This is a genomic window from Protofrankia sp. CiP1_Cm_nod4, from assembly GCF_982290645.1.
Genome location: NZ_CEVIVC010000047.1, coordinates 1 through 13008 on the forward strand (window position 1 = coordinate 1; position 13008 = coordinate 13008).

A 13008-nucleotide genomic window follows, 5' to 3' on the forward strand; every position below is an offset into this window, starting at 1 on the left:
GCTGGGTGCGTGGGCGGGGGGACATGCTTGCCTGAATCAACTATTTGGTCGAACCATTGAAAACATCGATCTTATGCTACTAAGATCCGGTCATGCTTGCGGCTGGGGTGAGCCACCTGTCGTCCGACGTTTCGGCCCGGCCCGCACGGCCGAAACGAATGCGCGTTCAGGTATCCACGACGAAGCGGAGGTTCTGATGGTCGGTGTGGAGACAGACACGGCTACGCTCACGGTCTACGACCGGTACGACGCTGAATCGATCAGGAGGTTTCGCGAGAAGGGCTGGTGGCAGGACGGCTCGGCCGCCGCCTTACTCGATCGGTGGGCGGACGCGACACCAGCTCGCCGGTTCGTCTCCGACGGCACCACCGAGCTCGATTATGCCACGGTCCGTGAGCGTGCCCATGGTCTTGCCGCCGCGCTCCTGCGCCGCGGGGTCCGGCCTGGTGACCGGGTGGCCGTCCAGCTGCCGAACTGGTCCGAGTTCGTGGTCTCCTACCTCGCGCTCGCGCGGCTCGGCGCGGTCACAGTACCGATCATGACCGTGTACCGGCACACGGAGATCGCCCACGTCCTGCGCAACTCCGGCGCGGTTGCCGCGATCACCACCGGGGCCTTCCGCGGCTTCGACCACGCGGCGATGTTCCGCGCGCTGCAGGCCGAGGCCCCGGCCCTCGGAACCCTCGTGATCGCCCGTGGTGACGCGGCCCCGGACGAGCTGACGTTCGCCGAGGCCACCGCCACCATCCCCGGCCCGGACGAGTTCGGCCCGTACCCGGAGCCGGACGTCCCGCACGTCATCGTCTACACCTCGGGCACCGAGTCCACGGCGAAGGGCTGCGTGCACACCTGGAACACGCTGGACTTCTCCGGGCGCGGCCTGGCCCGTGACGTCTTCCAGCTCACCGCCGAGGACGTCATGTTCATGCCCTCGCCGGTCGCGCACGCCACCGGGCTGGTCGTCGGTGTGCTGGTCCCGCTGGCCGTCGGCGCCGAGACGCATCTGCTCGACATCTGGGAGCCGAACGAGGGCCTGCGCCGGATCGAGCGGTACCGCACCACCGCCACCGCGACCGCGACCCCGTTCGTCCGGATGGCGCTGGACGCGGCACCGGAGGCGAAGCGGGACCTGTCGTCGATGCGATTCTGGCTCTGCGCCGGCGCGCCGATCCCCGAGACGCTGGCCCTGGAGTTCGAGCGGACCTTCAGCAACGGTGTGCTGATGCCGCTCTACGGCTGCAGCGAGCTGATGGCGGCGACCTGCTGCCACCCCGGCGACCCGATCGAGCGCCGCGCCGGCTCGGACGGTTCCCCCGCGCTCGACGGCATCCAGATCAGGCTCGACGGCCCTGACGGCCCGGTCGGGCCCGGCGAGGAGGGTGAGATCACCTACTGGGGCCCAGGCGCGATCCTCGGCTACTGGCGTGATCCCGAGCGGACCGCGGCGACGATCGACAGCGGGGGCTGGCACCACACCGGTGACCTCGGCCGATTCGACGCCGACGGCTACCTGCGGGTGACCGGGCGGCTCAAGGACATCATCATCCGCGGCGGCACCAACATCAGCGCCGCCGAGATCGAGGGGTACATCGTCGCGCATCCCGACGTCTCCCAGGTCGCCGTCGTCGCCTACCCGGATGAGCGTCTCGGTGAGAAGGCGTGCGCCGTCGTCGTCCCGGTCAAGGGAGCGTCACCCACGCTGGAGGACATCACGAACTTCCTGCGCGTCGAACGCCGGATCGCCACGCAGAAGCTGCCCGAACGGCTCGTCCTGGTCGACGAGCTCCCGATGACCGCCACCGGCAAGGTCCAGAAGTTCCGGCTCCGCGCGCTGGCCCGGGGCGAGTCCTGAACCATGGAGCTCACCCTGGTCCCGCACGCGGGCCCGGACGGGTATGGGCGTGCCGCTGTGGGAACACCAGGGTGTGTCGTTCACGTTGGCCAGGGCCAGGGCCAGGGCCAGGAGCATGGGGCAGGTCGGCGGCGTCGCCGGGCCGGGGGCGCGCCGCCGTCCGTCCGGCTCGGTGAACGCCGTGGTCAGCGGGGCCGGCGCGATCAGGGAGGGCGGCGTATGTTCGCCGCCCGTTCCCTGCCCGTCTCGGGCGAGCAGCAGCGCCGGTGCCAAGGTCAGGCGGACGCGAGCCTGGCCAGTGTCGCGATCGTCTCCGGCACGCCGGCGGTGACGGCCGGCCCGATCTGTGGGCCGAGGGTGTCCGCGGCCGGGCCAGTGATCTCGATGCGGTGGGTGATCCTGGTGCGTCCGTCAGCCAGTGGCTCGAGCCGGTGGATTGCCCGCAGCACGATGCCGCCGAGGTTGGCTTCGTCGATGAACGAGCGGTTCTCCTCCACCTCGACGAGGGTGATGATCACCGGGTCCTGTCCTTTGGGGGTCAGTTTTCCGGTGGTACCCGGCACAAACGGCCCGTCCAGTGCCAGGCCGACGATTCCCGTGTCCCAGATGCTCCAGGAAGCGGTATCTACGTAGAGTTTCCACACGGCCTCGGCGGTGACCTCCGCGGTTGCCGAGTGCTCGTACTCCCACATGATCCGGTGTCCTCTCCACGGTCGGATTCGTTGGTTGTTCGGTGCGTCGGGGCACATGACCTGACTGCGGTCGCGACAATTCATCCGGCGAGATCGCCGTCGTGGCTCCCGCCGGACTGTCCGAACCACCGGAGCGCGCTGGCGGGAAGAATTGCCGAACGGCTCTCGGTGGATCGAGACAGAAACCGTCGTGTACCGACGGATCAATGATGCCGACAAGGTCAACATAATTCGGTTGCCCGCCCCGGTCAAGCGGTGCCGGTCACATGACAGTGCTTTTCGGGCCCTTTGCGCAGGGGAATCATCAAAACCGCGCAATCCGCGCGGGCCGGCGCACCATTTCTTTGATAATCGTCAGACGGGTTTCGGTGCGGGGGTACATCGGCCCGCCGCGACCGCTCGCTCGCCGCCCCAAAGGCCGAGAGGCCGACCGGCAGCCCCGTGTGTCCGTGGCCATGAAAAAGTCCTCGTTGTTGGCCAGGTAGAGGTCCCCGCGGGTGGCCAGGTGGGGTACCTGCTGGTGGCCGTGGTGTGGTCCCGGTTCCTCGTGGGATGTCGTGTCTGTCGGGAGCGTGAGGCCCGGTCAGCGCGCGGAGGACTTGTTCAGCTTCTCGAGGATTTCCGTGCAGTAGTCGCGGGCGTTCTGTCGCATGCGCGCGCTGACGGCGCCCGTGGGGCTGGTGGCCAGTGGCTGGCGGACCTTGTTCAGCACAGCGAACTTCGGTCGCCACGCGTTCGGGTCCGCCGGCCCGAGAACGGGCTGGAAAAGCTCCCAGTAAAGCTCGATGAAGAACCAGAGCTCCGAGGGCGTGGCGAAGTCCAGCAGATCGGCGCTGGCCAGCGGGCCGAAGGAGCGGGCCTCCTGTTCCCGGGCCTGCCGCAGATGGGCCAGGACGGGGGCGCTCGACGGCTTCTCCCGCTCCACCGCCGCGTCCCACGGATCGTCGAACAGCGTGCGGAACGTGGTGTCAACATGATCTCGGAGGCTGTCGGTCGCGTCTGACCAGAGTTCCGAGGTGTCGGTGGTCCTGGCCTGCAGGCGAAGATAGTCGGAGAAGTGTGCCGAGAAGGCGCGGTAGCCGCTGTCGAACGGTACCAGTATTCCGGTGTTGGCGAGTTGGAGGAGGTCCCGGACCTTCGCTTTCAGCTGGGGCCCGAAAAGAATCTCCAGGAGCAGGTCGAGCCGGCCGTCCTCGGAGAGGAGCTTGCACAGGTCGTCGTAGTAGTTGGTGAAGGGATGGAACATTTTCTGGGTGATCAGCGCCCAATCGACCTGGCCCGTCCGGGCAATCATGAAACATGCCTCCGACAGCGCCTGGCTCGACAGCCAGGGATGACCGCCGGTGAGTTCACGCAGCGCCGTCAGCACGTCGACAACGTTGATCTTGACGCCGCTGTCGACCGCCCGCCCGACGAGCTCCGCCAGCTCGTCGTCCTCGAAACACCGGACCGGAATTTCCTCGAAAAGGTGAGGGAGGTTCGAGCCGACATTTCCCGCCTGATCGACGATCTGTTGCAGCTCCCGTCTGGACGTGGTGACCCAGATGACCCGTACATCCTGCTCGTTCGTCAGCGCGCGGAGCACATCGAAGGCGTATTTCGGATCGTCGAAGATCTTGCGGGCGCTGTCGAACTCGTCGAGGACGACAATCACCCGCCAGCCATGCCGTCTCACCAGGCGCAGGGTTTTCTTGGCGTCCATATAGAACTCGTCCCATTCCCGCCCCGGGTCGAGTGCCTGGCGCATCGCCGCATCCAGGGGGTCGCGTAGTCTGCTGTCGCGCAGCCCGCCGACTTTGCTCAGATCGTCGTATACAAGTTCCAGTATCGTGCGGATGAGATCGGTGAGTCCGGTGCGGTCCGCGAGAGTGATCCAGACGGGGATCACCTGTGGCGCGTCGTGCCGTGCCGTGGACGTCATCAGTGTTTCCCAGGCCAGGGAGGATTTTCCGGTCCGAGGCGGGCCGACCAGCGCTGCCGAATCTCCCTCGGCCGAGTGGACGACGCGTTGCAGCAGGCGGGCCCGTTCGTCATGGCGGCCGACGAACCGCTCGCCGAAGACGATGCCACCATAGCTGTACGGGTTGATCAGAGTACCCATGATCACGACCGGCTCGCGTAGTTGACCTGAAGCCAACGCGCGAAAAGCCCCACCCGTATCCGCCAGCGGTCGGGCGGAAGCGGTTCGATGACGTCGCGGAGTTGAAGATCATCAAGGATGAGGCGGACATCCCAACCCAGCAGGCCGGCTTCCGGGGTGGTCGGGTCGAGATAGCGGCTGGCGCCGAAGCCGCGGCTGCACGCCAGCAGCGTGTCAATCACCTTTTTCGGTGGAATGGCCGACAGCCGGACGTCACCGGGATTGAGCAGGTTGTCGAAGTCGGTGGTGTCGTGCAACGACGCGACCAGGTCATCCCGAACGGCCTTCACGTCGGCCGGCCCCACATACATGCGGCTGCCCCGGTTGAGGTAGTTGACCAGCCGCTCGCAGAACTTCTGGATGTAGAACGGGTTGCCGGCCGTCAGATCGAGGATCATGTCCACCGAGTTGCCCTGGTAACGTGTCGGCCCCTGCCGGCCGCCGATCCGGATCGGGTCCTCGATAAGCTTCCTCGCGTCCTCCCGGGAAAGGTAGTTCACCCGCTCGACCCGGCTGACCTGGAACTCGTTCGGATAGTTCCGCATGAACTCCTGGGTGAGGTCCTGGCCGATGACGAGGGCGCTGAAGTTTCCTTGTTCGAGCAGGCCCTTCCAGGCTTTCATGAACGTGTCCGGCAGGTTGCGCTTCCGGATTTCCTCGTAGATGTTCGTGAACTCGTCGATGAGCAGGACGAAGCGCACGTCCGCTAGGTCGTCAAAGCGGGTGAGCCAGCGCTGGACCAGCTTCATGAAATCGATCAGGGCGCCCTGCGGAAGCTCCCGGATATCGGCCAGCCGTGGCTCCGGGACGTCGAGCGGAATACCACGTCCGACGGCCAGCTTCTCGACCGCGTCGTACACGGTGCGGGCCACTCGGAAGAAGAAGCTGGCGAAGCCGTGGTTGTCGGCGCCGAGGTCGGCGATGATGTCGTTGATACTGAACGACACCGGGACGATGGGCAGGGTCAGGCGCGGCTTGAGATGGTCCGAGATACTGGTCTTGCCAGTTCGTTTCTGCCCGTAGATCACGATGCTTTTAGTGCCCGTGTGCTGGATCGCCTCGGCGAGTTCGGCGATGAGGCTGTCCCGGCCGAAGAGCATGTTCGGATCCTTGACCGGGTGCCCGGCGCTGTACGGGTTGGCGAAGCCCTTGAAATCGTCCTTCGAGTAGAGCTGGAGCCCGTGCAGGGTCTCTTCGGAGACGACTTCGTGCCCGGTACGGGTCACAAAGGACACCCGGGTGCGCAGGGTGACCACGTGCTCGGAGCGCGCCGCCGGTGCGACGACTATCGGAATGGTCAGTGGTTCCGACTCGCCCGCGCCGAGCGCCTCCGTGACGGGGAAGTGCCGCTGCTGCGCGGTGTACACGTCGTCCGGGCCGAGTAGCAGTTCCAGCCGCACCCGGCTCGCCGGGCTGTGACCGAGCCGGTTCTTCACCGCGAGTTGCACACCGACCGCGCCGTCGTCCGGCAGCGACACGTTGTCGACAATAAGGTGGGTGTCGAGCTCGTTCGGCTCCGCCGCGCTCTCCACCTCGGCGAAGTGGTCGCGTACGGCCTTCCGCAACCGGAGGACATACGGGAGCAGGCCGCCGATCGTCAGCTGGGTCCGGTTCTCCTCGGCCAACCGGACGAGCTGCCGGCAGCTGTCGTCGGTCTTTTTGGCGAGACGTTCCTGTTCGAGATATTTCTGCTGCGCGGTGTACTCGCGTACGACGTTCAGCAGGTCCGCCGCGTCCCGCAGCAGCCGGCTCTCGAGCGCGGTGGGGCTGCTCTGCTGGATGCGGTCCAGGGTGTTCTTCTGCTGGCCGAGCGTGCTCAGGTCGCCGGCCTGTTCGTGGAGAAAGCGGAAGTTCTGGTCGGTCTCCTCGGCGCGCCGTTTCAGCACGTCGATCGCGGTCAGCCAGGCGTTGACGAAGTCCTCTTCGTCGCGCCCGGTCTGCGGGAGCTCGATGCCGATGTCCTCCCGCAGCCCGTCGAGAACCTGCGCCCGTAACGTCTTCGTGTAGGCGGCAGCGTTGACGACCAGTTTCTGGAGGTCGACGCTTTTCGCTGTCACCGGCAGCAGCGACGCCAGCAACTGGCGCCTGGAGGTGCGGAGCGCGGACTCGAGGGCCTCCCGCAGCGGCGCCGGGTCGAGCACATCGCCCGGACTGCTCGCGTAGAACGTCATCAGGAACTGGCGCAGCTTCACCCCGAGCAGGTCGGCCTCCCATTTCGGGCTGACCGTCAGCGCCTCCTGGTAATAGGTCCGGATGGCCTCGAACGGTTTGTGGTCCGCCGCCATGGCGTCGCCCATCGCCGCGCTGTAGAACCGCAGATTGCTCCGGATCCGGGAGAGGTCGTCGGAACCGATGTCGATAAGAATCCGGGCCGCCGAAAGGTTGGCGCCGGCCCGGTCGTGGGCACGGGCGTCCTTGGCCCGCTGCCGGGCGAAGCTCTCGGCGCGGTCGACGTCACGCAGCTCGAACTGTTTCGTCGACTTCTTCACGGCGTCCACCGAGTCGTACTCGCACCGGTCGAGGTCGAAACTGAGCACCGGGCTGAAGCTGTCGTTGCGGACATCGGCGAAACCGGCCTTGACCATGGCGTCGACCTCGCTGTACACGCCGGTTTTGCGTGCCTGTACCAGCGTGTCGAGCAGGCGCTTGGCCGAGGCGTCGTCCGGCGCGATCTGCAGGCTCTGCTCGAGTTTCCTCTCGGCCTCGTCGTACCGGCGGTCCCGGGCGTAGACGGTGGCCAGCCGGTTGAGCAGCGGCGGGTGGTTCTGACGCGGCGTACGGCCGAGCATGGCGGTCAGCCGCTCAACGGCCTGGTCGATATTCCCCGAATGCGCGGCGATGTCCGCCACGACGTTGTCGAACTGCGTGCGGTTGGCGACCTCGTGCCAGGACTCGTAGTCACGCAGCACCGCCAGCGCCTTGTCGGAGCGGTGTATCTGGTGCAGCAGAGAGGCGAGATTCTTGGCGGCGCTCTCGGGGCGGTCGTCGGTCTCGATCGCCTGTCGATAGAAACGTTCCGCGGCGGCATAGTCACGATGCAGAAGTTTGGCGCGTTCCGCGAGCGCGAACGGGGTGTTACCGGACGGCACCGCCGAGTGCCGGCTCTCCGCGACCCATTCCTCCTCGAGCCGTTTCAGGGCGGCGTTTGCCGGGTCGAGAGCGATTGCCTGCCGGATCAGGTTGATCGCCTGGCCGTGCTGCCTGTGCCGGGCGAACTCCTCGGCCTGTTCCTGGAGGCGTCTGGCGTCCCGGACGTTCTGCGGTACCGCGACCGGCGCCTTTCGCTGTGCCCAGCCGGATGCGGCGCTGGTGCGGCGCCGGCCGGCCCCGGACGGGACGAGCACCGGCCGCGCGGCCTCGACCGGGATGCCGGCGAGCGCCTCCGCGGCGGCGCGGTCACGGTCGGCGGGGCCGGCGGCGATGGCCAGCCGGCGTTGCAGCTCCGGGCTCACCGGAATGGACGCCTCGACGACGACGTAGCCCACCCCGTTCGCGAGCGAGCCGTTCATGCCCCGTCCCGCCGCGACCACGGTGTCGGCGACATGACGGAGCAGGCCGAAGGCCCGGCCGCTGACGACGAGTTTCAGCATCATCAGCCATGCCTGCGGATCGTCGGCCGGCGATGTGCGTGCGAGATACGCGGCCAGTGAATGCCGCGCGGCCGCCTTGTCACCGGTCAGCAGATGATAGGCGGCGAGGTCACACAGGGCCGGCTCATATTCGAGGGCGACCGCTTCCGAGAATTCCTCGCCGCACCCCGCGACATCCTCCCGCTCATACAGCAGGGCGCCGAGAAGCGCGTGTCCCTCGGCCAGGTAGGGATATTTGGCGAGCAGGTCGCGGATGCCGGCGGCACAGTAGTCGATACGTTCGTAAAGGTTGTTCCTCGTGGCGTAGGCGTAGCGGCTGCGGGCCTGGTCCCACCGTTTCCGCACATCGTTCACCAGTACGGTCTCGAGGTCGTAGTAGAGCTTCAGGTCCGGCAGCGACTGGAAGTCCGGGGCGGCGGGAACGAGCTGCGCGTCCTGCACGTCCGGCGCGAGTTTGGCATGCAGCTCCCGCAGGAGGTCGAGATGGGCCGCGGGCGCCTCGGCACCGGGCGTCTCGGTACCGGGCGCCTCGGCGTGCGGCGGGCTGGCGGTGGCCACCCGTCCCGGCGGCGCCGGAGCGGTGGGGGGTTCCTCCGGCGTCGTCGGCGCTGTTGGCGCCGTGCCCGGCGGCGTTGAGACCTCGGATGCCACTGGTTCCGCCGCTACCACCGCCGTTGGCGGCGCGGCGAGCCCGTTCGGGGACGGAAACGACGCCGCTGGTGGCAACGGAGGCGACGAGCTGGCCGCCGGCGCGAGGGAGCCCGCCCCGGCAGGCGCCGCCATGACCGGCGCCGCGCCGTTGGCCGTGTTCTCCTCGGTCTGGGCCGGGCTGTAGTCGATCTTTTCGATCGTCTCGGCCAGGATGAGTGATTCACGCTGGTCGACCTCGACAACGAGGCAGTCGTCGTCCTCGACGGCGAGGAGCGCGCCGATCACGGTTTCGCCGCTGCGCAGTTTGACCGTGAGCACCGCGCCGAGCGGTACCCGCCGCCGAATGATCGAGAGTTTCACAGCTACCCCCGGACATCGTGTCAGTCGCCCGGGGGACGCATCCTGGCGCCCCCGACGCCATAACCGTGCCGATGCGCAGGCTGGCCGAGTGTAGCATCAATCCGCAGCCCGGCTGCCGGCCGGTGAAGGCCCAGGGCGGGCCTGGGTCCTCGGCACAGCAGAGGCCCAATGGACGGGCAATGGAGGGATTTTGCCTTACCATATCCGTGTCAGCCTGGGGTCCGGCCCCGACGACGAGATAACACAACTCGACCTCGACGACCGGGAACTCGAGGAACGTGTCCTGGCGCCCTACCGGGCGGGTCGTCCGATCTTCCTGTGCGGCCGGAACATCTTCCCGGAGATGATTGATCGGCTCCGTATCAACCGGACGGATCTCCCGGCGAAAAAACTGCTCTCGCTGGTACACGCCGACCCCGTCCGCAGACCCTACGCGGGAACAACCGCGGAGGAGGTCGTGGCCCGCTGGGGGCGGGACGTGACCGACGAGATGATCGCCTGGCCGGCGTCGCTCACGGTCGCTTCGGCCGGCACGGCCGCCCCGAGCACACCGCCCGCCCCGAGCACACCGCCCGCCCCGGCGGCCCTGGCCGGGGCGGGCGGGCCGGATCCGCGGGCCGTCTTCGTCGTGCACGGCCGCAACACCGCGGCGCGGGACGCGATGTTCGCCTTTCTCCGGGCGGTGGGCCTGCGGCCGCTCGAATGGAACGAAGCCGTGCGGGCGACGGGCCGCCCGACCCCGTACATCGGCGAGATACTCAACGAGGCGTTCGCGTTGGCACGGGCGATCGTGGTGCTGCTGACCCCGGACGACGACGCCCGTCTCGCCCCGGCGTTCTGGCGCCCGGACGAGCCTGCCCACGAAAGGGAGTACACCGGGCAGCCGCGCGCGAACGTCCTGTTCGAGGCCGGCATGGCGATGGCCATGGACGCGCGGCGCACCGTCCTCGTCGAAGTGGGGAAAGTGCGGCCCTTCAGCGACATCGGCGGCCGCCTCGTCCTGCGGTTGAGCAACGACAGCCAACGTCGTCAGGAACTGGCCCAGCGACTGGCCGCGGCCGGCTGCCCGACCGATCTCGGCGGCGTCGACTGGCATTCCGCCGGGGATTTCGAGGCAACCGTCGCACCCCGGCCACCGGCCGTGGGCGCCGTCCCGGTGACCTGAACCCCCGCAGCGGCCCGGACCGAGACGGAACGTCAGCCGGGGCGGGCCGGCGGAAACGACGTGCGGCCACGGTTACTCGGCTGTGTTCTCTCCCGGTGACGCTTCGGATGCCGGCCCGGCGATATCGGTGTGGGCTCATGACTGGATCGACATAATCTGTATGCTGATGTTCTGGTCAGCTCCGTCGGTGGTTTCGGCCGGTCAGGGGTGTCGCTTGTACGGGGGTGGGCTCTGCTCGACGAGCATCTGGCGCCGGGCGGCGCGGCCAGATGATCGTCGATCTTATGTTTCGATTGTCCTGCTGTTGATTGAACCGGGCTGTACGGGATTCCCGCGGCAGGCGCCGCGGGCGGAAGAACTTCTGTCTCCCGCCGGGATCTCCGGTCATCCGGTCGGAACTGTTCTGATCGACATCTCCGACGGTAGTGTGGGAAATGCAGAGCGTGACCTTGCTCTGCTGGCATCCCACGATTCAGCGGGCGGGCCGGCACGTCGGACCCGGTTGCCCGGCGCGGGTAAACACTGATTCCTTGGGGAACTCGATGACTACACCTGAACAACCGGACCGCGGCCAGTCGCCGGGTTACGGGGACCAGCCCGGTGCGACCGGTCCTGGCTACCAGCCGGCTCCGGGGTATCCGCCCGGCTACCAGGCCGGTCCCGAGTATCCGCCAGGCTCCGGTTACCCACCGGCTCCCGGGTATCCGCAGCCCGGCTACCAGGCTGGTCCCGAATACCCGCCGGGTCCCGAATACCCGCCGGGCTCCGGTTACCCACCGGCCCCGGGGTATCCGCCGGGTCCTGGTTACCAGGCCGGTCCCGGTTATCCACCGGCGCCTGGCTATCCCGTCCCGCAGGGCTACGGCCAGGGAGCGTACGACCCGTCGGCCCCGTTCGGGCGCCACCCGGTGACCGGTGAGCCGTACTCGGACAAACAGAAGCTGGTTGCCGGGCTCCTGCAGATTTTCCTGGGTGGAGTCGGGGCCGGGCGATGGTATCTGGGGAATACCGGTATCGCGCTTGCCCAGTTGTTCACCTGTGGTGGGCTCGGGATCTGGGCGCTGATCGATGGGATCATGATCCTCACCGGCAACGTCCGTGACAGTTATGGCCGCCCGCTCCGCGACTAGCGCGATGATCGCATACTGTCGCCGGGCTTTCCGGAAGCTTCGTGAGTGTTGTTCTTCCGGCGGCGCTGGGACGGCATCCAGGTCGCGGGAACCGTGGCGTCCGGACCGGGACGACGTCGGTGGTCACCGTACTGGGAGCCGTACGGGCAGGACTGCCGCCCGTCAGTGGCTGATGCTCAGCGCGCCGTTGTGCGTGCTGGGCGTCGGCTATCTTTTTGTCGCCGACCCGCATGATCCAGATGTGGTCATGCCGATGTGCCCGACAAAGCTTGTCACGGGGTTCGACTGCCCGGCGTGTGGAGGTCTTCGCCTGGTCCACGACCTGCTTCACGGCCAGGTGCGGGCCGCGGTGCATGACAACCTTTTCGTGCTGTTCTGCAGCCCGCTGCTGATATATCTGCTCTGGCGGCAGGCGCGCGCGGCCGCTCTGGGTGAACGGGCGCGCGTTCCCGGACCGCTTGCCTACGGCCTGGCCGGCGCCGCGCTCGTCTGGATGGTTGTGCGTAACCTGCCCGGATGGCCGCTGACTCCGACGTCCACCTGACTCCTACGTCCACCTGAGCGGTGGTGACGTCCTGTGACAGCCCACCTTACCGATGCGCCATGAGGCGGCCATGGGGCAGGAGCGCCGGCTCATGATGTTCGGGCTCTCGCGGCGGCACAGGTGATCGACGATGTCATGCGCCCCGCGTCCTTCCGGGTGGATGGTTCGGATCGGCTCATGCTTTGAATATGCGAACCTTATTAGGATCGTAGCGTGCCACACGAACAGCGGACAGACGCGGCCGCACCCGGCCGGACACAACCGGCACCGCCGTCTCCGGACGGACCGGCCCCGCCGGAGACGGCGGTCTCGCCAACGGAACGGGACCTCGAGGTTCTGCGGTACGTGCCGCTGCTGGCGGCCTACTTCCAGCGGGCCCGTTCGGAGATGCCGCCCGCGCTCCAGGAGATCTTCAGCAGGCGCCGGCTCACCGCCCGCCACGGCGCGGTCCTGACCCAGTTGCTGACCGGGCAGCAGCTCAGCGTCACCGAGTTGGCGGGACGGCTGGGCGTGACGCTGTCGACCGCCAGTGAGCTCGTCGGCAACCTCAGCGACGCCGGCCTTGTCGAGCGTCAGGAGGACCCGGCTAATCGCCGCCGCACCCTGGTCTCCCTCCAGCAGGAGTACCGGCCGGCCGTTCTGTCGTTCATCGCTATCCGCGCGGCGCCACTCCTGCGCGCCATGGCGAGCCTCTCCCCCCGTGACCGCGCCGGCTTCGCCGCCGGCCTGGCCGCCTGGGGCCGCGAGGCGCAGCCCTGATCCACCGCCGGGCCGAGGCCCGGCGGCGTGGTCCCGTCGTCCCGGACGGGGCCGGTTTCGATATGCCCTCATGGACGAAGGCGGTGTCTTCGACACGGCTCCGGACGCCGACGACGAGGACTCCC

At 67.8% G+C, this 13008-nt stretch carries 8 protein-coding genes; 5 read left to right on the top strand and 3 right to left on the bottom strand.

All coding sequences use genetic code 11. The features are described from left to right. Positions 1-196: 196 nt before the first annotated feature. Positions 197-1852 carry an AMP-binding protein gene (locus AC5LSR_RS11325; protein WP_250280586.1) on the top strand — a complete coding sequence of 552 codons (1656 nt, stop codon included), beginning with the start codon at positions 197-199 and terminating at the stop codon, positions 1850-1852. Positions 1853-2127: 275 nt separating this feature from the next. Here AC5LSR_RS11325 and AC5LSR_RS11330 read toward each other — a convergent pair whose 3' ends face one another. The 3 genes from AC5LSR_RS11330 to AC5LSR_RS11340 form a co-directional block, all read right to left on the bottom strand. After that, positions 2128-2544 carry an SRPBCC family protein gene (locus tag AC5LSR_RS11330; protein ID WP_250280584.1) on the bottom strand — a complete coding sequence of 139 codons (417 nt, stop codon included), beginning with the start codon at positions 2542-2544 and terminating at the stop codon, positions 2128-2130. A gap of 583 nt (positions 2545-3127) precedes the next feature. Then, complete coding sequence (locus AC5LSR_RS11335) at positions 3128-4645, bottom strand: AAA family ATPase (RefSeq protein WP_250280581.1); 1518 nt, start codon at positions 4643-4645, stop codon at positions 3128-3130. Positions 4646-4647: 2 nt separating this feature from the next. Then, positions 4648-9285 (bottom strand): tetratricopeptide repeat protein, encoded by a 4638-nt coding sequence (locus AC5LSR_RS11340; RefSeq protein ID WP_250280579.1) that lies wholly within the window; start codon positions 9283-9285, stop codon positions 4648-4650. Positions 9286-9475: 190 nt separating this feature from the next. Between AC5LSR_RS11340 and AC5LSR_RS11345 the strand changes: the two genes are divergently transcribed. The 4 genes from AC5LSR_RS11345 to AC5LSR_RS11360 all read left to right on the top strand — a co-directional run bounded on the left by AC5LSR_RS11345 (position 9476) and on the right by AC5LSR_RS11360 (position 12883). Continuing rightward, positions 9476-10450 carry a nucleotide-binding protein gene (locus AC5LSR_RS11345; RefSeq protein ID WP_250280577.1) on the top strand — a complete coding sequence of 325 codons (975 nt, stop codon included), beginning with the start codon at positions 9476-9478 and terminating at the stop codon, positions 10448-10450. A 542-nt stretch (positions 10451-10992) separates the two neighbouring features. Then, on the top strand, positions 10993-11580 hold the full coding sequence (locus AC5LSR_RS11350) for a TM2 domain-containing protein (protein ID WP_250280575.1): 588 nt from the start codon (positions 10993-10995) through the stop codon (positions 11578-11580). Between the two features lie 172 nt (positions 11581-11752). Then, positions 11753-12124 carry a DUF2752 domain-containing protein gene (locus AC5LSR_RS11355; RefSeq protein ID WP_493464465.1) on the top strand — a complete coding sequence of 124 codons (372 nt, stop codon included), beginning with the start codon at positions 11753-11755 and terminating at the stop codon, positions 12122-12124. Positions 12125-12469: 345 nt separating this feature from the next. After that, positions 12470-12883: a MarR family winged helix-turn-helix transcriptional regulator gene (locus AC5LSR_RS11360; protein WP_493468431.1), complete on the top strand. Its 414-nt coding sequence runs from the start codon at positions 12470-12472 to the stop codon at positions 12881-12883. Positions 12884-13008 lie beyond the last annotated feature (125 nt).